This is a genomic window from Thermodesulfobacterium geofontis OPF15 (assembly GCF_000215975.1).
In the GTDB taxonomy this organism is placed as follows: domain Bacteria; phylum Desulfobacterota; class Thermodesulfobacteria; order Thermodesulfobacteriales; family Thermodesulfobacteriaceae; genus Thermodesulfobacterium; species Thermodesulfobacterium geofontis.
Genome location: NC_015682.1, coordinates 565,539 through 586,417, shown reverse-complemented (window position 1 = coordinate 586,417; position 20,879 = coordinate 565,539). Strand labels below are relative to the sequence as shown.

General features: G+C 28.5%; 25 protein-coding genes and 2 tRNA genes. 17 read left to right on the top strand and 10 right to left on the bottom strand.

Annotated features, from left to right (window positions below):
- Positions 1-12: 12 nt before the first annotated feature.
- Genes yidC through rpmH form a run of 4 tightly spaced genes read right to left on the bottom strand, consistent with a single transcriptional unit; the run spans position 13 to position 2,402 of the window.
- Positions 13-1,635: a membrane protein insertase YidC gene (gene yidC, locus TOPB45_RS03085; protein WP_013909392.1), complete on the bottom strand. Its 1,623-nt coding sequence runs from the start codon at positions 1,633-1,635 to the stop codon at positions 13-15.
- The gene (gene yidD / locus TOPB45_RS03080) at positions 1,635-1,886 is read right to left on the bottom strand and encodes a membrane protein insertion efficiency factor YidD (protein WP_041430531.1); all 252 of its coding nucleotides are present in this window, start codon (positions 1,884-1,886) and stop codon (positions 1,635-1,637) included. Before yidD ends, yidC begins: the two co-directional genes overlap by 1 nt.
- Positions 1,867-2,250: a ribonuclease P protein component gene (gene rnpA, locus TOPB45_RS03075; RefSeq protein ID WP_013909390.1), complete on the bottom strand. Its 384-nt coding sequence runs from the start codon at positions 2,248-2,250 to the stop codon at positions 1,867-1,869. Before rnpA ends, yidD begins: the two co-directional genes overlap by 20 nt.
- Before the next feature lie 17 nt (positions 2,251-2,267).
- Positions 2,268-2,402: a 50S ribosomal protein L34 gene (gene rpmH / locus TOPB45_RS03070; protein ID WP_013909389.1), complete on the bottom strand. Its 135-nt coding sequence runs from the start codon at positions 2,400-2,402 to the stop codon at positions 2,268-2,270.
- 114 nt (positions 2,403-2,516) lie between these two features.
- Between rpmH and trpC the strand changes: the two genes are divergently transcribed.
- From trpC to TOPB45_RS03030, 8 genes are all read left to right on the top strand, one after another.
- A complete protein-coding gene (gene trpC, locus TOPB45_RS03065) occupies positions 2,517-3,305 on the top strand; it encodes an indole-3-glycerol phosphate synthase TrpC (protein WP_013909388.1) in 789 nt (262 codons plus the stop codon).
- Positions 3,302-3,682: a phosphoribosyl-AMP cyclohydrolase gene (hisI, locus tag TOPB45_RS03060; RefSeq protein ID WP_013909387.1), complete on the top strand. Its 381-nt coding sequence runs from the start codon at positions 3,302-3,304 to the stop codon at positions 3,680-3,682. Before trpC ends, hisI begins: the two co-directional genes overlap by 4 nt.
- Positions 3,669-4,541, top strand: coding sequence for an ATP phosphoribosyltransferase (gene hisG, locus TOPB45_RS03055; protein ID WP_013909386.1), 873 nt, complete (start codon positions 3,669-3,671; stop codon positions 4,539-4,541). Before hisI ends, hisG begins: the two co-directional genes overlap by 14 nt.
- A 10-nt stretch (positions 4,542-4,551) precedes the next feature.
- A complete protein-coding gene (locus tag TOPB45_RS03050; RefSeq protein ID WP_013909385.1) occupies positions 4,552-4,890 on the top strand; it encodes a hypothetical protein in 339 nt (112 codons plus the stop codon).
- The gene (locus TOPB45_RS03045) at positions 4,891-5,763 is read left to right on the top strand and encodes an HDOD domain-containing protein (RefSeq protein WP_013909384.1); all 873 of its coding nucleotides are present in this window, start codon (positions 4,891-4,893) and stop codon (positions 5,761-5,763) included.
- 2 nt (positions 5,764-5,765) lie between these two features.
- Positions 5,766-6,707: a GGDEF domain-containing protein gene (locus TOPB45_RS03040; RefSeq protein WP_013909383.1), complete on the top strand. Its 942-nt coding sequence runs from the start codon at positions 5,766-5,768 to the stop codon at positions 6,705-6,707.
- 228 nt (positions 6,708-6,935) lie between these two features.
- Positions 6,936-7,787, top strand: a complete 852-nt coding sequence (locus TOPB45_RS03035; protein WP_013909382.1) for an NAD(P)-dependent oxidoreductase — start codon at positions 6,936-6,938, stop codon at positions 7,785-7,787.
- Positions 7,788-7,817: 30 nt separating this feature from the next.
- Positions 7,818-8,897 (top strand): YeeE/YedE thiosulfate transporter family protein, encoded by a 1,080-nt coding sequence (locus TOPB45_RS03030; protein WP_013909381.1) that lies wholly within the window; start codon positions 7,818-7,820, stop codon positions 8,895-8,897.
- A gap of 4 nt (positions 8,898-8,901) precedes the next feature.
- On the opposite strand, the gene TOPB45_RS03025 is transcribed toward TOPB45_RS03030, so the two are convergent.
- Positions 8,902-8,986: transfer RNA gene (locus TOPB45_RS03025), tRNA-Leu, on the bottom strand.
- A 98-nt stretch (positions 8,987-9,084) separates the two neighbouring features.
- On the opposite strand from TOPB45_RS03025, the gene TOPB45_RS03020 reads away from it, so the two are divergent.
- The 4 genes from TOPB45_RS03020 to TOPB45_RS03005 are packed head-to-tail and all read left to right on the top strand — an operon-like array spanning position 9,085 to position 11,519.
- Positions 9,085-9,834 (top strand): YebC/PmpR family DNA-binding transcriptional regulator, encoded by a 750-nt coding sequence (locus TOPB45_RS03020; protein ID WP_013909380.1) that lies wholly within the window; start codon positions 9,085-9,087, stop codon positions 9,832-9,834.
- Complete coding sequence (locus TOPB45_RS03015) at positions 9,831-10,340, top strand: crossover junction endodeoxyribonuclease RuvC (RefSeq protein WP_013909379.1); 510 nt, start codon at positions 9,831-9,833, stop codon at positions 10,338-10,340. Before TOPB45_RS03020 ends, TOPB45_RS03015 begins: the two co-directional genes overlap by 4 nt.
- Positions 10,324-10,953 (top strand): Holliday junction branch migration protein RuvA, encoded by a 630-nt coding sequence (gene ruvA, locus TOPB45_RS03010; protein WP_013909378.1) that lies wholly within the window; start codon positions 10,324-10,326, stop codon positions 10,951-10,953. Before TOPB45_RS03015 ends, ruvA begins: the two co-directional genes overlap by 17 nt.
- 2 nt (positions 10,954-10,955) lie before the next feature.
- Complete coding sequence (locus TOPB45_RS03005; protein WP_013909377.1) at positions 10,956-11,519, top strand: isochorismatase family protein; 564 nt, start codon at positions 10,956-10,958, stop codon at positions 11,517-11,519.
- Positions 11,520-11,521: 2 nt separating this feature from the next.
- On the opposite strand, the gene TOPB45_RS03000 is transcribed toward TOPB45_RS03005, so the two are convergent.
- Positions 11,522-12,694, bottom strand: coding sequence for an MFS transporter (locus TOPB45_RS03000; protein WP_013909376.1), 1,173 nt, complete (start codon positions 12,692-12,694; stop codon positions 11,522-11,524).
- Between the two features lie 57 nt (positions 12,695-12,751).
- Between TOPB45_RS03000 and TOPB45_RS02995 the strand changes: the two genes are divergently transcribed.
- Complete coding sequence (locus TOPB45_RS02995) at positions 12,752-13,603, top strand: 50S ribosomal protein L11 methyltransferase (protein WP_013909375.1); 852 nt, start codon at positions 12,752-12,754, stop codon at positions 13,601-13,603.
- On the opposite strand, the gene TOPB45_RS02990 is transcribed toward TOPB45_RS02995, so the two are convergent.
- From TOPB45_RS02990 to TOPB45_RS02975, 4 genes are all read right to left on the bottom strand, one after another.
- On the bottom strand, positions 13,589-14,929 hold the full coding sequence (locus TOPB45_RS02990; protein WP_013909374.1) for a B12-binding domain-containing radical SAM protein: 1,341 nt from the start codon (positions 14,927-14,929) through the stop codon (positions 13,589-13,591). The genes TOPB45_RS02995 and TOPB45_RS02990 overlap by 15 nt on opposite strands.
- 40 nt (positions 14,930-14,969) lie before the next feature.
- Positions 14,970-15,476 carry a hypothetical protein gene (locus tag TOPB45_RS02985; protein WP_013909373.1) on the bottom strand — a complete coding sequence of 169 codons (507 nt, stop codon included), beginning with the start codon at positions 15,474-15,476 and terminating at the stop codon, positions 14,970-14,972.
- A gap of 80 nt (positions 15,477-15,556) precedes the next feature.
- Positions 15,557-15,766, bottom strand: a complete 210-nt coding sequence (locus tag TOPB45_RS02980) for a hypothetical protein (RefSeq protein ID WP_013909372.1) — start codon at positions 15,764-15,766, stop codon at positions 15,557-15,559.
- A gap of 20 nt (positions 15,767-15,786) precedes the next feature.
- Positions 15,787-15,859: transfer RNA gene (locus tag TOPB45_RS02975), tRNA-Glu, on the bottom strand.
- A 163-nt stretch (positions 15,860-16,022) separates the two neighbouring features.
- Between TOPB45_RS02975 and TOPB45_RS02970 the strand changes: the two genes are divergently transcribed.
- From TOPB45_RS02970 to TOPB45_RS02955, 4 genes are read left to right on the top strand one after another with little or no spacing between them, the layout of a single operon-like run.
- Positions 16,023-16,424: a bacteriohemerythrin gene (locus TOPB45_RS02970; RefSeq protein ID WP_013909371.1), complete on the top strand. Its 402-nt coding sequence runs from the start codon at positions 16,023-16,025 to the stop codon at positions 16,422-16,424.
- A 19-nt stretch (positions 16,425-16,443) separates the two neighbouring features.
- Positions 16,444-18,111, top strand: coding sequence for a CZB domain-containing protein (locus TOPB45_RS02965; RefSeq protein ID WP_013909370.1), 1,668 nt, complete (start codon positions 16,444-16,446; stop codon positions 18,109-18,111).
- A 9-nt stretch (positions 18,112-18,120) separates the two neighbouring features.
- Positions 18,121-20,145, top strand: a complete 2,025-nt coding sequence (locus TOPB45_RS02960) for a dynamin family protein (protein WP_013909369.1) — start codon at positions 18,121-18,123, stop codon at positions 20,143-20,145.
- Entirely contained in the window at positions 20,145-20,867 is a 723-nt protein-coding gene (locus TOPB45_RS02955; RefSeq protein ID WP_013909368.1) for a hypothetical protein, read from the top strand. The genes TOPB45_RS02960 and TOPB45_RS02955 overlap by 1 nt, the downstream gene beginning before the upstream one ends.
- The last annotated feature ends 12 nt before the right edge of the window (positions 20,868-20,879 follow it).

Sequence of the window (20,879 nt, the reverse complement as noted above, 5' to 3'; positions counted from 1 at the left end):
CCCATCCTAAAATTATTTTTTAAGAAGTTTAAGTGTAAAAATCTGCTGTATAATTGACAAAATATTATTTACAAACCAATATAAAACTAATCCAGAAGGGAAATTTATAAAGAGTACTATAAAAAATAGGGGCATAAAAAGCATTATCTTATTTTGTAAAGGATCTGTAGTTGCGGGGGAAAGCTTTTGTTGAACAAACATGGATGCCCCCATTAAAAGGGTAAGTAAAGGTATTCCTCCCAAATAGGGTATATGAAGATTTCCTAAATAGAGTCTTTCAGGTGCACTGAGATCATCAATCCACAACATAAAAGGTGCATGCCTCAATTCAATTGCCATAAGCAATACTTTATAGAAAGCTATAAATATGGGTATTTGAATTAGAATAGGAAGGCAACCTGAAAAGGGATTTATTTTATAGGTTTTATAAACATTCATAAGCTCTTTATTTAAAGTTTGGGGATCATCTTTATATTTTTCTCTCAGTTTCTGAATAATTGGCTGAATTTCTTGCAATCTTTTCATACTTTTATAACTTATATGGTTAAGAGGAAAGAAAATAATTCTTAATAAAATGGTAACAAAAATAATATCCCAACCAAAGTTACCAGTCCATTTATGGCTCAGTTTTAAAATATAAAGTAATGGTTTAGCTATAAAATCAAAAATCCCAAAATAAAGAGCTTTACCTAAGAGTGGATATTCCTTTTCCATTTCTTCTATTTTTTTAGGTCCCATATAAAGCTTAAAGCTATAATTTATTTCTTCATTAGGTTTTAACTCAAAAGGAGGAAGCCAGAGAATAAATTCTTGTGCATTTTTATCTATGTTCCTAAAAGTAACTGTAAAATTTCCATTCCCTGTATCTTTAGGAATAAGGGCTACCATAAAATAGGTATCTTCATATCCCAAATATTTGAGATTCCCTGTATATTCTTCTAAATCCTTTTTTACTTTTACTTCATTTAAGTGATCTGTATAATAAAAAGGACCTTTAAAAACATAGGCTTTACCATCTGCAAAGGGAGAAAAAACACCTCTCACAAGAATTCTATCTCTAATAGTTTCATTTCCTTTATTTAAAATTTTAAAAGAAAGATCAATAAAATAGGAATCTCTTTTAAAGGTAAAAGTTTTTTCTAAAATTATATTTTTATAATAGCTTAAAAAATTGAGAGTTTGGGAGGTTGAATTTTCAAGAGAATAACTAAGATTTTCAGGTCCCCTATAGTTTATTACAGCTACCTCAGGAGCAGAAGCAAAATAAATTTCTAAAGGAAGATTTCCAGAAGGTGAGGAAATAAGATTAACAAGCTCCTTTTTGTTTTTTTCTTTTGGATATTCTTTTAATTGAAATTTATTAAACCTTGCTCCTAAAGAGGTAATTGAGACTTCATATTTAGGAGAATTTAGAGTATAGATTTTTAGATTTTCTGAAAAAACTTGAGGAATTAAGGATAAAGTTTCTTCTTTTTCCTTTTTGACTTGAGTATTATTAGTAATGGTATTATTAGTAGTCTGATTTTGAGAGATTTTTGGAACTTGAGGAGAGGGTACAAATTTCATATAAAGATAATTAAAAATAAAAATTATAGCAAAAGAAATAACAATAGCTAAAAGCGCCCTTTTTTCCATTAAATAATTTCCTCCTTTTTTGAAGATTCCGGATTAAGAGGATCATATCCACCTGTAGAAAAGGGATGACACCTTAAAAACCTCTTCAATCCTAAATAACTCCCTTTTAACAAACCGAATCTTTCAATAGCGGATTTTGTATATTCACTACAAGAAGGATAAAATCTACAATTAATACCAAAATAAGTGGAAAGGATAGGAGAAATGATTCTTTGATAAACTAAGATAAACTTAATTATCAATCTTTTTATCATGGGAAGAGGTCTCAATCTTTCTCAAAGAAAGAAGTTTTTCTTTTACAACTCCCACAAAATCTCTATATTTAAAATTTAATAAATTAGGGTGCGGAATTATTATTATATCACAATTTTCTGGAAACAAATCTTTATTTCTTCTAAAAAATTCTCTAATCAATCTTTTTACTCTGTTTCTCTGGGTGGCTTTTTTAATCTTTTTAGAAACTATTATTCCAAGTCTCCTATAATTAAAATCATTAGGCTTATATATAATTAATAAAATTGCATCTATCCAAACCTTTTTACCTTCTCTAAAAACTGCCTGAAATTCCTCATCTTTTCTAAGCCTTTCTTTAGAAGATAGTCCTTCTTTCTTCACAGAAACTTAAACCAGGATTAAACAGTAAGACGCCAACGCCCTTTTCTTCTTCTATTTCTTAAAATTCTTCTTCCGGAACGAGTTTTCATTCTTGCTCTAAATCCGTGCCTTCTTTTCATTTTAATTCTACTGGGCTGATAAGTTCTCTTCATAATACTCCCTCCATCCAAGGAAAGATTAAACAAATTTATTAAACAAATTTTTTAAAATTTAGAAAAATATTAACATCTTTTAAAAATTTTTCTACAGTTTAAAATTTAGATATTATGGAAAATATAAAAATTAACCAAATTTTAAATCAAATCCTTATTGAGAAATATTATGAAGTCTTAAAAAGAAAACAAATGGGGCTTTATTTTAAACCCTTTTGGAATAGAACTCCTATTAACTTTAAGAATTATCTTTTAAAAGAAAATTTTGTTATAATAGCAGAAATTAAAAGAGCTAGTCCCTTAAATAATTCTTTTAGAGAAGACTTCAATCCTTTAATATTAGCAAAGGCTTATGAAAAAGGAGGGGCAAAGGCTATCTCTGTAATTACTGAAGAGAAATTTTTTAAAGGTTCCTTAGAATATTTAGCTAGTATCCGGACCGAAACTAAACTTCCTCTTTTAAGAAAAGATTTTATATTTGATCCTATACAAATTGAAGAGGCAAAAGCTTTTGGAGCTGATATAGTATTGTTAATAAGCTCAATTCTTAAGGAAGATGAGCTTTCAGAACTGATTAAATACACAAAAAAATTAAATCTTTCAAGCCTTGTAGAAATCCATGATGAAGAAGATTTAGAAAAAGCTCTTAAAGCTGGAGCTGAAATCATAGGAATAAATAATAGAAATCTTTCAACCCTTAAAGTAAATATAGAACAAAGTTTAAAAATTTTTCCTCTTATTCCTAAACATATACCAGTAATTGCAGAAAGTGGTTATAATAAAACTGAAGAAATAAAAAAAATAAAAGAGATGGGATTTAAAGGAGTTTTAATAGGCACTTCTTTAGTAAAAAGTCTTGACCCAGAAAAAAAATTAAGAGAGTTTTTGGAGGCTTTAAGATGACTTATAGCCCAAATTTTGAAAAAGGAAATGGACTCGTTCCCGCCATAATACAAGATTATCAAACAGGTAAAATATTAATGCTTGGTTTCCTTAATAAATTAGCTTGGGAAAAGACTTTAGAAACTGGACTTGTTCATTTCTATAGTAGAACAAGGGATAAACTATGGTTAAAAGGTGAAACTTCAGGTCATTATTTAGTTTTAAAAGAGATCTATGTTGATTGTGATGAAGATACTCTACTTTTTAAAGTAGAACCAAAAGGACCTGTTTGTCATGAAGGTTATATGAGTTGTTTTTATAGAAAACTTGAAAATGGTAAACTAAAAATAGTTGAAAAAAAATTATATCATCCGGAGGAGGTATATGGAAAAGCTTAAATTTGGAATTCCCAAAGGAAGCTTAGAAAAAGCAACTATTGAACTTTTTGAAAAGGCTGGTTGGACAATAGATGTTCATCATAGAAACTATTTTCCTGAAGTTGATGATCCTGAGCTAGAAATGGTTATCTGTAGACCTCAAGAAATGAGTAAATATGTAGAAGCTGGAATTCTTGATGCAGGAATAACTGGAAAAGACTGGATTTTAGAAAATGGTTCTAAAGTAGTAATAGTTGAGGACTTAATCTATTCTAAATCAAGTAAAAAACCTGCTAAATGGGTTTTAGCAGTGAAAGAAGATTCTAAGATTGAAAAGCTTGAAGATCTTAGAAATAAAAAAATAAGCACCGAACTTGTTAATTTTACTAAAAAGTTTTTTGAAGAAAAAGGAATTCCTGTAGAAGTAAGCTATTCCTGGGGAGCAACTGAAGCAAAAGTAATTCAAGGATTAGCAGATGCAATTGTTGAAATTACTGAAACAGGAACTACTATAAAAGCTCACGGTTTAAAAATAATTCACGAACTATTAATTACTTATCCACAACTTATTGCTAATGAAAAAGCTTGGCAAAATGAATGGAAAAGAAAAAAAATATTACAAATTGCAACCCTTCTAAAAGGAGCTCTTAATGCTCATAAAAAGGTAGGATTAAAAATGAATGTGCCTGAAGAAAGTTTGGAAAAAATAATTCAAATCTTGCCAAGTATAACCTCTCCTACTATCTCACCTCTTTATCAAAAAAAATGGTATGCTTTAGAAATTGTTATTTCAGAAAAAGAGGTAAGAGAACTTGTTCCTAAACTTTTAGAACTTGGAGCCGAAGGAATTATAGAGTATAGTTTAAATAAAGTCATTTAGAGGACTAAATATGCAAAGATTACCCTTATCCTATATAAGACCTGGTATGAAAACCTATGAAGAGGTAATTGACGCAAATGGAAGGGTTCTTTGTGGAAAGGGAGTAGAATTAACAGAAGAACATATTAGAAAATTTGAAGAATTTGGAGTAAGTTTTATCACCGTAGAGGGTAATCCTGTTAAACTACCCTGGGAAAAAACCTTAGAAGAAGAGTTAAAAGAATTAGAAGAAAGATTTGAGGGGATAACTGATGAAAATCTTCTTGAGATAAAGAGAATTTTTAGAGAATTTTTAGAAGAGAAGGACAAAAAATTAGAGAGTACCGAAAGTACTCAAACTGAAAATTAAATGAATTTAGATCCCTTAGAAAAAAGAAAATCTGTTAAGAAAAAACTTAAAAAATTAGAAGGGCTTCCTACCCTTCCTCCTATTGTTCAAAGACTTAATTTAATGATTGAAGATGAAAAAACTTCTATTCACCAAATTGCAAACTTAATAGAAAAGGATCAAGTTATTACCTCTAAAATTTTAAGATTAGCAAACTCTGCTTTTTATGGTTTCCCTAAAAAGGTAAGTACAGTCCAGAATGCCCTTATGCTTCTTGGAATAAATGTAGTTAAAGTTTTAATCCTAACTTCTTCTATTTTTGAGATTATTTATAAAGAAGACGTAGGACTTTGGGAACACTCCATTGGAGTTGCTGCTTGTTCAAGAATTTTAGCAGAAAAAGTGGGATTAAAAGAACCACAAGAAGTTGCTACAGCCGGGCTTCTTCATGATTTGGGGAGAATTATACAAAAAGTAAGTTTTAAAGAAGAATATGAAAAAATATTAGAACTAACAAAAAATGGTAAAGACCCTCTCCAAGCTGAAAAAGAAATTCTCGGAATTGATCATGCAGAGATGGGAAGCTTTATTATGAAAACCTGGAATTTACCTGATAGACTCGTTGAAGCAGTAGATGCTCATCATGAATTTGAAAAAGCAAAGGAATTTAAAAAAGAGGCAGCTGTAGTTCATCTCTCAGATATTTTAATACATGTAAGAGGATATGGTAGTTCTTTATATAGAAAAGTACCACCTTTGCAAGAAAAGGCTTTAAAAACTTTAAAACTAAATCTCTTTGAAATAAAAGATATCTTTTTTAAATTAGAACCAAGACTTTATGAATTAAAATTTTTTACCGAAGAACTAAAAAGAGAAATGGAATTGAATACTTAGGTATGGCTTCTCAAAAAAAAACTATATACGCTTTTTTAAAAAAAAATAAATTTCTAAGAGATTGGAAAAATTCACTTAAAGCCTATTTAAAAGACAAATACTCCTTAAAATCTTTTTATGATTTTAAAAAATTCTTAAATGCCTTTTTTTTTAATCCTCCATCTTTAGTTTTATACTATTACCCTAAAAATAAAGAGGGATTAAAAGAAATTATAGAAATAAGAAAAAATTTTAATTTAATAAATATTCCTCTAATTTTAATTCTTGATAAAATGGAATTTGAACTTCTACTTTCCCTTGCTTCCTGGACAGATGATTTTATTATTTTAAGTAATAATGATGTAAGGGAGACTTATCTTAGAATTGAATATGCCTTTGAAAAACTTAACAGGATTTCAGATAATAATCCTTTAACTGGTCTTCCTGGAAATCTCTCTATTACAAAGACGATAGAAAGACTTATGGAAAGTCCAAAACCTTATGCAATAGCATATGTAGATTTAGATAACTTCAAAACTTATAATGATATTTATGGTTTTTTCCAGGGAGATGAAATGATTAAAAATTTAGCAAGAATAATTGTTAATACCCTTTCCGAACTTTCTAAAGAAGATTATTTTGTTGGTCACATAGGAGGAGATGACTTTGTATTTATTGTACCTTTAGAAAAAGCTGAAACAGTTTCTAAGGAAATTATAAAACGTTTTAACTTACTTGTCCCTTCTTTTTTAGATAGAAAGGATCTGGAAAGAGGTTATTTTATTTCTGTTAACAGAACTGGGGAGGTTTCTCGAATCCCTCTTCCCTCAATTTCTATAGCTATTGTACCTATCTGGAAAGGCAAATTCAAGCACATAGGAGAAATTTCGGCAAGAGCAGCAGAAGTAAAAAAGGTAGCTAAATCTATAGAAGGAAGTAGTTATTTCATAGATAGAAGAAAATAATAATAGTGTCCTATTTGGGGTATAAAGTTTGCATAGCCAAATTTCCTGTTTAGTTTTGATTTAATTAATTTCAGTTTCATAAGTTCTTCTGAGAGCTTTAATTAATAGTTTTTTCTTCTGCTTACCTAAATGGCATAAAGAATAAAAAGGCTTAATTTTGTGTTGAACCTTCGATTTGCTTATAATATAATATTAACTTTAACTTAAAAATAATAGGAGGCATCATAAATGAAAGTAGGATTTGTAGGACTTGGTCTTTTAGGAAGCGCTATGGTAAAAAGACTTTCTTCTCAAGGGATAAAAGTTAATCTCTGGAACCGTTCCATAGAAAAGGCAAAAACCTTAGGATTACCTTATGTAGAGACTTTAGAAGAACTTTTTAAAAATGAAAAGATAATTTTTCTATGTATTAAAGACAGTCAGGCTGTAGAAGAGGTTTTAAAAAAGGGGAGTTCCTTTCTTAAAAATAGAATTATAATTGATACCTCTACTAATCAGTTTTCTAAGGTTTTAGAGTTTCATCAGTTTGTTAAAGACTGGGGTGGGTTTTATTTAGAATGTCCTGTTTTAGGAAGTATTATTCCTGCAGAAAAAGGACAACTTACCATACTTGTAAGTGGAGAAAAAGAGCCTTTTGAAAAAGTAAAGCCCCTTTTAGAAATTTTAGCTCAAAAGCTAATTTATTTTCAAACTCCTGGAAAAGCTACCCAAGCTAAGTTAATTAACAACTTTTTATTAGCTCTTTTTATGGAAGCTTTAGCTTCTGCTTTGGTTTTGGGAGAAAAAATAGGATTTTCTAAAGAGGAGCTTTTAGAGGTTTTAGAAAACGGAGCAGGAAATTCTTATGTTTTAAAAGTTAAAAAAGAGGCGCTTTTAAGAGAAAATTTTACCCCTCATTTTTCTTTAGAAAATTTAATAAAAGACCTTAATTATGCAAGTGAGCTTTATCAAAAGTTTTCAGGTATATCTTTAGAAGGAGCTTTAGTAAAAGAAATTTACAAACTTGGAGTTAAGATGGGATTAAAAGATAAAGATTTTTCAGCAATATACCAAGTTTTAAAAAATTTTCAATTTTATTAAGCCCGAACAATTAAAAAATAGGAGGGGAAGATGAATTTTTTATCAAAGTGGAATCCTATCATAGGAGGGATTTTTCTCGGTTTTTTTGCACTTCTTTTACAATTTTATGGAATCCCTTTAGAAATTTCTGAAGGATTAAGAAATTTTGGAAATTGGACTTCTTACTCCGGCTTTATTGTTTGGGGAATCTTAGGAGGTGCCTTTATTTCTTCTTGCTTTTCTCAGGAATTTGGAATTAAAATACCTCCAAAGTTTGAAATTTTTAAAGCTCTTTTAGCAGGAATTCTAATGGGAATTGGCTCTTCTTTTGCACTTGGAGATAATATAGGAGGATTTTATATAGCTACTGCTAATCTTTCAGCAAGTGGACTTACTATGTTTGCGGGATTAATTACAGGGACTCTGTTAGGTTTAAAATATCTAATCTGGGAAACAGAAAAATTTCCTTCAAAAGGGGGAATTAATATTCATATTAAAAAATTAGGACCTATTATAGGAATGGTTGCCCTATTTATTATCTTTGGGAAAATATTCTCTCTATTTTTAAAGGAAAACGAAAGAAATTTAATTTTAGGGAAAGTTCTTTTATTTTCTACTATAGCAGGGGTTGTTATTCAAAGAAGTAAATTATGTATGGCAAAGGCTCTTCGAGAACCTTTTATTTCTGGAGAAACTTTGATAAGTATTAGCTTTATTTTAAGTTTATTTTTAACTACTGCGGGAATTTTTTCTTTTAAATTATTAAAAATTCAAGATCCCTATTTTTATATTCTTCCTACTTTTGTATTGGGTTCTTTTATTGGAGGCATTCTATTTGGTTTAGGAATGATCTTAGCTGATAGCTGTGCTTTAAGTAGTTTATGGAAACTTGGGGAAGGACAGATTAAATTACTTGTAGTAATTATCTTTTTTGGTTTAAGTAATTGGGGATTAAGATGTTACTTAGATAAAATAAATATTTGGGAAAAGGGTTATCTTGGAGAAAGGGTTTATTTACCAGAATATTTAACCTATTTAGGAAGTTTCATATTTATCATGAGTATTCTTTTTATATGGTTTCTTTTTATCTATTGGAATAAAAAAACTAAAAAATTTGTAATTAAGATTTAAAAAATGCCGAGGGCGGGAGTCGAACCCGCACGGAGTTAACCTCCAGCGGATTTTGAGTCCGCCGCGTCTTCCAGTTCCGCCACCTCGGCTTTATTTTTAAATAATATTCTAATAAAGTTTGAATTTTTTACAAGACTTGTTATACTTAATTTAAAAGCCCTAAATACCTTAGCTAAGGAGTAGTCTCATGGCAGGACATTCTCATTGGGCACAAATTAAAAGAAAAAAAGCAGCTCAAGATGCTAAAAGAGGACAACTTTTTACTAAACTAATAAGAGAAATTATTGTAGCAGTAAAAACTGGTGGAAGCGGAGACCCCGAACTTAATCCTCGTCTAAGAGCTGCTATTCAAGCAGCAAGAGCTGCTAATATGCCTAAGGAAAATATAGAAAGGGCTATCAAAAAAGCCCTCGGTTTAGAAGAAGGAACCCAATATGAAGAAGCATTTTTTGAAGGATATGGACCAGGGGGAGTAGCAATACTTATTAGTGCTATAACTGATAATAGAAAACGGACCGTTTCTGAATTAAGACACCTTTTTAATAAATACGGAGGAAACCTTGCTGAACCAGGAGCAGTATCCTATTTATTTGAACAAAAAGGACTTATAGTTGTTCCAAAAAAAGAAGAAGAAAAAGTATTAGAAATTGCTATAGAAAAAGGAGCTGAAGATACAAAAGAATATGAAAGTGAAATAGAAGTTATTACAGATCCCTCTCAATTTGAAGAAATTAAAAAAGCTTTAGAAGATGCTGGAATTGAGATAATTTCTGCTAAAGTTACTATGGTTCCAAAAACCATAGTTCCTGTTGAAGATGAAGCTACAGCAAATAACCTTCTTAAGCTTATGGAAGCCCTTGATGATTTAGATGATGTTCAGCAAGTTTATGCTAATTTTGATATTCCTGAAAGAATTATGGAAGCCTTAAATAAATGAAAATTTTAGGAATAGATCCTGGTATTAATAATTTAGCCTATGCACTTCTTGAAATCAAAAATGATTATTATGAACTAAAAGATTGGCAAACCTTAAATACCAAAAAATGTAAAAATGTAACAGAAAAGCTCGCTTATCTTTTCAATAATTTAAAAGATTTTATAAAAGATTCTAAACCAGATATAATAGGAATAGAAGAAACTTTTACTAAAACCTATTCTAAAGCAGGAAGTAGACTTTCTCAAGCTCAAGCAATTGCTTTACTTATAGCAGGACTTTATAATATTCCTGTAAAATTCCTTAATCCCTTAGAAATTAAAAAATTTTTAACCCAATATGGAAAAGCTGAAAAAGAAGAAATTTTTCATATTTTAAATCTCTTTTTTAAAGAAGGCTTAATAAAGTACCAATTTGATTTAAATCCAGATCCTCATAAAATTGATGCCTTAGCAATTGCTTTAATTTTAGCCCTGGAGATAAATAGCCAAAATGCTTTATCAACTTAAAGGTATTGTTAAAGAAATAAATCCACCTAATAAACTGGTCTTACAAAGTAATCAGTTTATTTTTTGGGAAATTTTTATCCCTTTAAATCTTGTAAGCCTTGTTAAAGAGAACTTTTTAGAAAGAGAAGCCCTCTTTTTTGTAGTACCTATATTAAGGAAGAATGAATATATAGAGATATATGGATTTATTACTAAAGAGGAAAGAGAATTATTTATAAAATTAACCACCCTTTCTAAAATGGGGCCTAAATTAGCTTTAAATCTTCTTTCTGTATTTTCTCCCGAAATTTTAAGAGATATAATTCTTAATAAAAAAATAAGTGAACTTTCAAAAGTTCCCGGAATTGGTCCTAAAAGAGCAGAAAAACTTTATTTAGAATTAAAAGGGCTTTTTTTAAAACCCTCTCAAAAGGGTATAATAATTCCTCCGGAAAAAGAAATTATTCTTGAGGAAGCAAAAAGCTGTCTCATGAGTTTGGGTTTTCAAAGCAAAGAGGTAGAAAAGGTTTTATATGAAGTTTTTGAAGAAACTGATACATTAGATACCTTGGTAAAAAAAGCCTTAAAAAAATTTTCCCCTAAATTAAAAGAAGAAACCTTTGCAGGAGATTAAAAATGCTTGAAAAATTTTTAATTAATGCTGAAGAAACTTTAATTATAATAACTGATATTCAAGAAAAGCTTATAAAGGCAATGGATGAAGATGTGGTAAAGGGGGTAATTAAAAATAATTTGATTTTGATTGAAACAGCTAAAATTTTCAATATTCCTATTATTCTTACAGAACAGTATCCCAAAGGATTAGGACAAACTGTAGAAGTGATTAAAAAGGCACTTCCTTCATACGAGCCTATTGAAAAAATTACTTTTAATTCCCTTTTAGAACCAGTTTTTGAAAAAAAACTTAATGAATATAAAGACAGAAAAAAAGTAATTTTAACTGGAATAGAAACCCATGTATGTGTATGGCAAACTGCTGCAGATTTAATTAAAAGAGATTATATAGTTTTTGTTCCAAAAGATGCAGTCTGTAGTAGAAGAAAGCTTGATTGGGAAACGGGACTTGATTTAATCAAATCTGCTGGTGGAATTTTAACTACCACAGAAACCCTTGTTTTTCAAATCTTAAAAAGAGCAGGAACCCCTGAGTTTAAGAAAATTTTAGAGCTGGTAAAATGATTTTAATTATCTTTTATTATCCAGAAAATAAGAAAAAGTGGTGGTAAAGAGATAAAAAAAGTTATAAGAAAAAAATAGGTATATCCTAAATAACTTACTCCATATCCTGAGAAAGTTCTTGAAAAAGTAAGGGATAAATTAAATAAAGTTGAAAAAACTGCATATTGGGTGGAAGAAAATTCTCTTTTACAAAGATTAGTAAGAAACGTAAGAAAAGCAGCAGTTCCAAGCCCCCCACTAAAGCTTTCGAAAAAAGAAGCAAAATAAACAGTTTCCTTTGGTAAATAAGGTAAAGAAGCGATAGTATACCCAAGATTAGAAAAGGACTGGAAAAAGCCTAAAATAAGGAGAGAATTTTTAATAGACCAAAGACTTGTTAAGTAACCACCTAAAAGAGACCCTAAAATAGTAAAAACACTTCCCAAAGTTCCGGAAATAAGCCCAATTTCAAGTCTGTTAAAACCTCTGTCTACCCAAAATGGATAAACCATAGCACCAAGCAAAGCATCCCCTATTTTATAGGTGAGGACAAAAAAAAGAAGCAAAAAGACCCTATCTCTTTTTAATATTTCTTTTAAAGGTTCTATAAACTGAGAAGTAAAAGATATTGAGACTTTTTTAGAAGAGACTTTTAAAAAGGAATTAAAGATTAAAAAAATACCACTTAAAAAGGTTATTAAACTTAATATGTAAAAAATAATTTTGAATCCCAAATAATGACTTATGGCTACAATTCCTCCTCCAAAAATTATGAGAGATATTCTATAGGCTGAAATACGAATTCCGTTAGCTTTGCCCAGAATCTCTGAAGGAATCCATTCTACAACAAATCCGTCAGAAGCTGTATCAAAAAGTGTGGAAAAGAAAGTAAGAAAAAATAAAAATATAAAAAAGCCCACTGTAGCAGGAGTAAAAAAAGAAAGTGCAAAAATGCTTATAGAAATTCCTATAAGAGAAAGTCCCATCCAAAAACTTTTGTAAAAATATCTATCTATGAAGGGAGCAAAAAGAAGTCTTAAACTCCAAGGTAATCCTGCTATAGAAAAAAGTCCTATAGTTTTTAAATCTATTCCTTCACTTCTAAAGAATACAGGAATAAAAGTATAAAAAAAACCAAAAGGAAGCCCAGAGAAAAAATAAATAAATCCTATATAAAATAGTTTTTTGTTAAACATTTCAAAAATTTAAAAACAAATTATATTTTAGTATCCTAAAAAGAAAAGCACCTAAATATGAAAAGCAAGATTTATCAAGTAATTTTAAAGGTCCCTTATACTAAAAAAGAAAAGGTAGAAGACTTTCTATATGAACATATTCAAAAAGGCTGGGAAACTATTGAAAAGAAATTTAGAGTTTATTTTATCCTTTATCTAAATGAAAAAAGTCCTGAATTAGCTCTTCTTGAGGAATTTTTAGAAAAAAATTCAGAGATTAATGTAGAGTACAAACTATTAAAAGAAGAAAATTGGGAAGAAATTTGGAAAGCCCATTTTAAACCTCTTAAAATAGGAAAGTCTTTAGTAATTATTCCTCCTTGGGAAAAATATGAACCCAATCCTTATGAAATGGTAGTTATAATTGAAGCAGGCCAAGCTTTTGGTACAGGACATCACCCCACAACTAAAATGATGCTCGAAAACATAGAAATTTTTAAAGAAAGAATAAAGGATTCAAACCTCAAAATAATTGATATTGGATGTGGAACTGGTATTTTAAGTATTGCCTGCGCAAAACTTTTCAAGAATTCTACTATTTTTGCTATAGATATAGATGAGCTTGCTATAGAGGCATCTAAGGAAAATGCAATTTTAAATAAAGTTGAAGACAAGATTATTATTCAAAAAGAGATTCCTCAAGAAAAATTTCATTTAATTCTTGCCAATATTGGTTATAGAGAAATTAAAAATTTAGCCCCAATTATTAAAAGCTGTTCTCAAACAGGTTCTCATGTATTTCTCAGTGGTTTTTTAAATACAGATGCAGTGAATATAATAAATATTTACCAAAATATGGGATATTCTCTTATAAAACATCAAAAAGAAAATGAATGGAGTTTTCTTTGGCTAAAATTAGTTACAAATTGATTGACGAATTTTTCTTGCTAAAGCTTTAAGTTTTTCTATTTCTTCCCAATTTGGTCTTTTTAAGGCAGGAAATATAGTATTATTATGAAAAATAGGGTCTTCTTCAAGTGGATAACGAGAATATTGCTTAGCTATTTCAAAAAAGGGTGTTCCAGGTATAGGAGAAAATTCAGCTAAATGGGGAGAGACTCTATATTTTTCTAAAAATAAAAGAGAGTTTTTTACCTCTTCAAAATTTTCACCTGGTATTCCATAAAGAATATATGCTCCAAGTTCTCTTTCTTTAAAACCTGCAGATTTTAAATAAGAAATGGCTTGCAAAAATTCTTCAATACTAACTTTATTGTCAAATCTATTTTCTGTCCTCTCAAGTCCTATTCTTATAGTTTTAAATCCTGCTTTTTTAAGTAACTTTGCTACATCCTCATTAATGAATCTTGCATGGATAGCATTTGGAGTATGAAAACGTAAACTTAACCCGTAAAAAAGAATTTTTTCTAAAATTAGAGCTAAATGAGAATCAAAATTTAACAAAAGAGCATCATCATAAAAGGCAAAATCAACAACCCCATAATTTTTATGCCAAAAAAGTATTTCTTCAAATACCTCCTCTGGGTTTTTTTGTTTAAATTGAGGATAAAGTTTTTTTGACGCACAATAGGGACAATTAAAAGGACATCCATAGCTTGTTAGAATTATTACATAAGGAATAGAAGTTTGCATATCAAATATAGGGTAATCATTTAAATAGGGTTCCTTAGAAGGTGGGAAGCTTTTCTTTATAGTTTCTAAAAATTCCTCAGCGGAACCCTTAAAAATATAAATAGGAAAATCCTTATAAAATTTTTCTATTTCATATTTTAAGTGCTCAAAACAAAGTTTTACATAGATCCCTCCTATATAAATAGGTATCTCAGGATAATTTCGGGTTATATAATCAAGTATCACAAATAATCCAGGATACCAATAAGTCATAGTACAGGTTAAAAGGACTGCTTTAAACCTTAAGGAACTAATTATTTTTTTAAATAAATTTTTAAATAAAGGAAAAGGTAATCCATATCTATAAAATTTTCGTGGAACATCATTAAAATAAACAGGTTTAGGGATAGCTTCTTTATAAAAGTGCCCAGTTCCAAAATCTTTTCTTTTTGGTTTCTTAGGAAGTTCTGGATAAAAGGGGTCAAGAAGATCTAAGTAATATATGGAATAACCAAGTTTTCTAAGCTTACCACCTAAAAGAAGTAGTCCATAAGGTCTAAGCCAAAAATCATAGGCAGAAAAATCGTAAATCCAAGGATTAATAAGGAGAAAATCAACTTCCATCTAAGAATTATCTATCAAAATGTCTTTTAATCTTTACATTTTAATCTTTACAAACTCCTTCAAAAATTTTATCCTTGATTAAATCTTCAGGAATTGAAAGAAAAGATACCCCTACAGACCCGCGAGAATATAATATTTCATTTTCTTTATTATACCATGTCCAATTTTTATCTCTATATTTTCTTTTTGCACAATCTATCTCATATTCATAAATACCGTATTTTAAGGTTTCACATTTTTTGTTATCTTCTTCTGGAAGCCCTTCCCATAAAACTTCTCTATATTCGCCACTTAAAAACCACTGTATCCAGTAATTCTTACATCTATTAACTATTTCTGAAGAAGGATAATATAAAATATTTACTCTTATTTTATCTTTTGTAAGCTTTTTAATACTACTTGGAGAATAAAAAAGCTTTTCCTCTTTTGGACCAATGTTTAAAAGTATCCATTCTTCGTTGGCAATCTTAATTCTTTCTTGAGAATATCCTAAAATAACGCTAACAAAAAAGCTAATAAAAATCGTGAAAATAAATTTTCTTTTCATAAGCTACCTCCTGCAATTATATTTATTTCTTTTTCCCTATTGGAATAATATAAAGAAGAATTAGTAATACCTTGCATAGCTCATAAAAGCTGAGAAATTTCCTGTAAATTAAGTGGATAAGAAGAAAATTCTCTAACTGATCTTCTTTCTTTTAAAGTTTCTTCTAATGTTACATTACCTTTATAACAAGGGGGAGAAAGTTTAATAAAATCTTTTCCATATAAATTAAAGTATATAAAAGTTAACAGAAATATAATTAAAATTTTATCTTTCTTTAAAAGACGATACATTTAATTTAATAGCTAAGTAGCGCCCCCAACGGGATTCGAACCCGTGTCTCTGGCGTGAGAGGCCAGTATCCTAGTCCACTAGACGATGGGGGCAATTTAAAAACTTTTTTAAAAATTATACCATCTTAAAAAATTGTCAATCCAATATAAATTTTAAAATTTTATTAAAACTTACATTTTTCCGAATAGAATTAAAAGGAATTCTCTTGACATAATTATAATGTTATGAATAATATTTTTGTATAGGTGAGTGCTAATGAGTTTTTTTAAATGGGACGAAAGTTTTGCTACAGGAATACCTGAATGTGATATACAACATAAAAAACTTATTAATATGTTTAATGCTATTTATGATGCTATAAGACTAAATGTTGACAAAAAAGCTTTAAAAGAAGCTTTCGATTCTTTAATAAACTACTTTGAAAAGCATTTTGCTTTAGAAGAAGAACTAATGGAAAAATATGAATATCCAGAAGCACATATACATAAAGAGGAGCATAAGAAATTTAAAGAAGAGATTAAAAAATTTTTACAAAATCCACAAGAAGAAATTAATTTTTTGGAGATTCTTAAATTTTTAAAAAATTGGTGGTTAAATCATATACTTACTATGGATAAAAAATATGGTCCCTTTTTAGAGACTAAAATTAAAAAATAGAAAGGAGGGTTTTTAAAAAATGGGATTAAGAAGCTGGTTTAGAAAATTAAACAAAACCTTAGAACTTCATCAAAAAATAGTTCCTATAATTGTTATATGCTTTATTATTTTAATTGTTCTAACCATTGTAGTTACTTCTTTTATGGCCTATTATGTAGGAATTAATCATGCTAAAAATATAATTCTGAAAAATCAATTTAACCTTATTAACGATACCCTAATAAAACATGGAGCTCTAATTGAAAAAATGGAAGGAAATCCAATTGGTAATTATAAAATTATAAGAGAAGAATTCTTAAAAAAGCAAAAAGATATAAGAATAATAAGAACTCCAAAAATAGATGAACTCTTTGGAAAAGAAAGCCCTGAGTATTATGCCATGGACAAAGAGGAAGCAAAGGTTCTTTCAGAAGGTGTGGAAAAGATTTTTGTTGATTTGGAAAAAGAAAAATTAAAAGGAATTTACCCAGTAAAAGCACAAGCTGAATGTTTAAGATGCCATTATAATGTCTCTGAAAATGAAGTTATAGGGGCTGTTAGTATTACTTTACCTATAGATTATATAATAAAAGAACTTAAACTTATTATTCTTCTTTATATCTTTTTAGGCTTAGGAGGAATTATTACTGCTTCTGTTTTAGTATACTTCACTTATATGTATATAGCTCACAAACCTTTAGAAAAAATAACGGATATGTTAAATAAAATGGCAGAAGGAGATTTAACTTTATCTGTTGAAGAAAAAATAAAAGATAGGGAAGACCTTGTAGGAAAAATTGCAAAAAGCATGGACAAAGTTTTAGAATATATGAGAAACTTTTCTTCTAAAACTCTTGATTATTCTACTAAATTAGTTGAACAAGTTGACGAAATATTTAAATTAGTAGATAGTGTAAATGAAAAAATAAAATTTCAAAATTTGAAAGTGGCACAGACCTCTATTGTAGTAGATGATTTTGGATTAACTATAGGTGAAATTTCAAGACTTACAAGTAATATTAATAATATTGCTAAAGAGATAAAAAGCAAGGTTGAAAAAGGACAAGAAATTACTAATGATCCTCAATTAAAAGAAATTTTGATTGTAACTTTTAATTTAGGTGATAAAATAAATAATTTAGCCTTAGATATAGCTACAAATATTGAGAAGGGAGTAAAAACCTCTGAAACAATTAACAAAGCTTTTGAAGAAATAAACCAAGTATCTTCAGAAATTAGCCAATTAATGGATAAAATAAGCGAAAGCACTTATGAAACTTTACTTATTTCTTCTTATATGAAAACTATAGCAACTACTGTTAAAACAAGAAAAATGGAAGAAATCCTCTTTGATCTTTTCGAAAAGGATGTTGATCGTTATATACTCCGCTTGCAGGCTCATATTAAAGGAATTGATAGGCTTGATCCAGAAAGATGGGGTGATTATCAAGCTTTTCCCATTGGTAAATGGTACTATAGTGAAGAAGGTGAAAAATTTAAACAATTGGTTAAAGATTTTGATTTTAGAGAGTTTGAAGAAACTTACAAAACCCTTCATAATATAGGAAAGGAATTAATAATTGCTTATAATATGGAAGATTCTTTAAAAGTAGAAAAACTATTTCAACAGCTAAAAACTATAAGTAGGAGATTGAAATTATACTTAGAAGATTTAAGAGATAAATATTTAGAATACTATTCTAAATAAAAATTTAAAATGTTTTTGGAACAAAATATTAAGAAATCTAATTTTAAACTTAGTGATTATAAAATTTATAAACAACAAATTTTTGAGCTTTTCGAAAATTACAAAAATCTAAGAGGTGAATTAAATGACGGAATTGATATAAAAAGTTTAGAAAACAGAATAGAAAATCTTAAAAATAATCAATTTCTTATAGCTGTTGCAGGTGAAGTAAAAGCAGGAAAATCTACCTTCATTAACAGTTTAATAAAAGAAGAAATCCTTCCTACTGATGTTTTACAAGCTACTAATGCATTAATTGAAATTTTTTATTCTAAAAGACCTTATTTAAAAGTAACTTATGCTTCTGGAAAGATAGAAATTCTTGAAGATAGCCCAAAAGAGGTTTTAAAAGAAAAATTAAAAGAAATAGCAGCTATTCCTGAAGAATATAGAGATATTCCTGTTAATTTAATTGATCTTTATATTCTTGAAAATGGCGAACTAAACATAATAGATAATGAGTTTATAAAGTATTTGGAAGAAAAATCAGGAATGGAAAATCTTAAAGAATTAAAATATAAATTGGAAAATTATGCCTTCTCAAGATCTCGAGATAATATCCCTATAAAAATAGAATTAGGTTATCCCTTCCCTTGGGAATTTGATGAAATAAGGTTAGTTGATATGCCTGGGGTTAATGCTGTAGGAGGAGTTCATGATATTTCCTTTTCTTTCTTAGATAGAGCTAATGCTATTTTGTTTATTCATCCCATTAAACCTATAGAATCAGAATCTTTTAAAAGATTTATCTCCTCGGTAATAACCAATAAAAGTAAAGAAAACTTATTCTTAATATTAACTCACTCTGCAGTATTTTTTGAAGAAAAAGATAGACTTTTAGAAGAGGCTAAACGTATTTATAGTTCTCTCATTTCTCCTGATAGAATTTTTGCAGTTGACAGTATATTAAAACTAATCTATGAAGATTTAGAAAAAGGAAAAACTCTTGAAGAAATAAAAAAAGAACAAAGGCAAAAAAGAAAGTGGATTGTTTATTTTAAGGATCTTGCTGAGGAAGAAGGTTTAGATAATAAAGAGGCATTTATTAAATATTCAGGATTTGAAAATTTGATACCAGTTCTTGAAAATTTTTTACTTTCTGCTCCTTTTTCAGAATTAATAAATATTTTAGAATTACTTAGAGAAGGATATAAAGAACAAATTAATATTCATCAAGAAACTATTCGTTTATTAGAAAGTCAAAAAAGGGATAGAGAAGAATTTTTAGCTGAAATTGAAAAAAGACAGAAAGGTCTTAAAAAACTTGAAACATATTGTTATTTTGTTTTAGAAGAAGCAGCAACCATTTTTATAGGAGTCCATTCTCCTATAGAAAATTCTCTTGATCAGCTAAAATTAAATTATTACGATAAGTTTATAAAATCAACTAATATAGAAGAATTAAGAAAATATTATAGGGATGCAGAAAATGATCTTAATATAATTGTTCAAGAAAATATTAAAAATATAAGCAAATTTTTTAAAGAAAAACTTGAACAAATAGGTGAACAATTTAGAGAAGAATATAACATCCAAATCCCAAAAATTGATTTTTCTGCTATAGAAGAAAGCTGTAGAAAAGCAGTAGCTAAGAGAGAAGAAATTACAAAAGAAGTTGTAGAAAGTATTGTAGAAAATTGGAATTTTTTAAAACCCTGGAAATGGTTAAAATCAAGTAGAACAAAAAAGGTGGTAGTAGGAATAAGAGAGTTCATAGATGAAGAAGCATTTTTTAAAACTTTAAAGAATAACCTTATAGAATCCTTTGTTGATGTAATTGAAAAGCTAAGAGATCAATTTTACAGAGCCTTTGATTTTTATAAAAAAAGTATAGGTAAATTATTAGAAGAAAAAAGGACCTATTTGGAAAATCTTAAAAATGAATTAAAAACAATTGAGAGAATTGATTATGAAATTCTTATGCTTGAAAAAAAGATTGCCTTAATTGAAAAAGAGGTAAAAATAATAGAAGAATTCATAAAAAGGTTATCATGATGATAGAACCTAAAACTCTTAAACAAATAGAAAAGAAATTAGAAGAAGATATTTCTAAAGAAATTGAACTTATTAAAAGCGAAGTATTTTTTATTTTAGACAGAGATCTTGATATCTATTTTTTAAAAGAATTTGCAAAGTATTATCCTCGTAAACTTTTAAAAGAAAAAGCTGAAATCTTGCTTGATACCCTTTTAAATTATCTTATGAAGGAGGTATTAGAAAAAATTAAAAGTATGCATCTTGATCAGCAATATGAATTTTTTAAAGAAAATCTTAGAGACAAAATTAGAACTAAGGCTTTTTCAGAAAATGGAAGTTTCAAACCTCAACCCGTTAAAATAAAAGAAGATGAAGGCTTATTGGATAAAACTATTACTGCAGCACCAGGGATTGCTGTGAGTGCTGGAGGAATTATTGCAACTATGGCTATACCTGAAACAGTACCCTTAAAAGCTATTCCAGCAATTTCTTCCTTAGTTGGACCTATATATATAATTAAAAAATTGAAAGACAAAAATAGAAGGCTTAAAAATATCTGGAAAAAACAAATTAATTCTTATCTAAAACTTGCTAAAAATGATTTAAAAAAATGGCTTTTAGATATGGAGGCTGAATTTCTAAAAAATTTGGAAAGTTTTTATAAAAAAACTATTAGCTCCTCTTTTGAAAATGTAATAGATAAATCTAACATAAATTTTGCAAAAATTAAAAGTATTTAAAATAAAGAGGAA

What these genes read in the sequence shown, in the direction of transcription:
- yidC (WP_013909392.1), bottom strand. Translation starts at nt 1,635, where the DNA reads ATGGAAAAAAGGGCGCTTTTAGCTATTGTTATTTCTTTTGCTATAATT.
- rpmH (WP_013909389.1), bottom strand. Translation starts at nt 2,402, where the DNA reads ATGAAGAGAACTTATCAGCCCAGTAGAATTAAAATGAAAAGAAGGCAC.
- trpC (WP_013909388.1), top strand. Translation starts at nt 2,517, where the DNA reads ATGGAAAATATAAAAATTAACCAAATTTTAAATCAAATCCTTATTGAG.
- hisI (WP_013909387.1), top strand. Translation starts at nt 3,302, where the DNA reads ATGACTTATAGCCCAAATTTTGAAAAAGGAAATGGACTCGTTCCCGCC.
- hisG (WP_013909386.1), top strand. Translation starts at nt 3,669, where the DNA reads ATGGAAAAGCTTAAATTTGGAATTCCCAAAGGAAGCTTAGAAAAAGCA.
- TOPB45_RS03050 (WP_013909385.1), top strand. Translation starts at nt 4,552, where the DNA reads ATGCAAAGATTACCCTTATCCTATATAAGACCTGGTATGAAAACCTAT.
- TOPB45_RS03045 (WP_013909384.1), top strand. Translation starts at nt 4,891, where the DNA reads ATGAATTTAGATCCCTTAGAAAAAAGAAAATCTGTTAAGAAAAAACTT.
- TOPB45_RS03040 (WP_013909383.1), top strand. Translation starts at nt 5,766, where the DNA reads ATGGCTTCTCAAAAAAAAACTATATACGCTTTTTTAAAAAAAAATAAA.
- TOPB45_RS03035 (WP_013909382.1), top strand. Translation starts at nt 6,936, where the DNA reads ATGAAAGTAGGATTTGTAGGACTTGGTCTTTTAGGAAGCGCTATGGTA.
- TOPB45_RS03030 (WP_013909381.1), top strand. Translation starts at nt 7,818, where the DNA reads ATGAATTTTTTATCAAAGTGGAATCCTATCATAGGAGGGATTTTTCTC.
- TOPB45_RS03020 (WP_013909380.1), top strand. Translation starts at nt 9,085, where the DNA reads ATGGCAGGACATTCTCATTGGGCACAAATTAAAAGAAAAAAAGCAGCT.
- TOPB45_RS03015 (WP_013909379.1), top strand. Translation starts at nt 9,831, where the DNA reads ATGAAAATTTTAGGAATAGATCCTGGTATTAATAATTTAGCCTATGCA.
- ruvA (WP_013909378.1), top strand. Translation starts at nt 10,324, where the DNA reads ATGCTTTATCAACTTAAAGGTATTGTTAAAGAAATAAATCCACCTAAT.
- TOPB45_RS03005 (WP_013909377.1), top strand. Translation starts at nt 10,956, where the DNA reads ATGCTTGAAAAATTTTTAATTAATGCTGAAGAAACTTTAATTATAATA.
- TOPB45_RS03000 (WP_013909376.1), bottom strand. Translation starts at nt 12,694, where the DNA reads ATGTTTAACAAAAAACTATTTTATATAGGATTTATTTATTTTTTCTCT.
- TOPB45_RS02995 (WP_013909375.1), top strand. Translation starts at nt 12,752, where the DNA reads ATGAAAAGCAAGATTTATCAAGTAATTTTAAAGGTCCCTTATACTAAA.
- TOPB45_RS02990 (WP_013909374.1), bottom strand. Translation starts at nt 14,929, where the DNA reads ATGGAAGTTGATTTTCTCCTTATTAATCCTTGGATTTACGATTTTTCT.
- TOPB45_RS02985 (WP_013909373.1), bottom strand. Translation starts at nt 15,476, where the DNA reads ATGAAAAGAAAATTTATTTTCACGATTTTTATTAGCTTTTTTGTTAGC.
- TOPB45_RS02980 (WP_013909372.1), bottom strand. Translation starts at nt 15,766, where the DNA reads ATGTATCGTCTTTTAAAGAAAGATAAAATTTTAATTATATTTCTGTTA.
- TOPB45_RS02970 (WP_013909371.1), top strand. Translation starts at nt 16,023, where the DNA reads ATGAGTTTTTTTAAATGGGACGAAAGTTTTGCTACAGGAATACCTGAA.
- TOPB45_RS02965 (WP_013909370.1), top strand. Translation starts at nt 16,444, where the DNA reads ATGGGATTAAGAAGCTGGTTTAGAAAATTAAACAAAACCTTAGAACTT.
- TOPB45_RS02960 (WP_013909369.1), top strand. Translation starts at nt 18,121, where the DNA reads ATGTTTTTGGAACAAAATATTAAGAAATCTAATTTTAAACTTAGTGAT.
- TOPB45_RS02955 (WP_013909368.1), top strand. Translation starts at nt 20,145, where the DNA reads ATGATAGAACCTAAAACTCTTAAACAAATAGAAAAGAAATTAGAAGAA.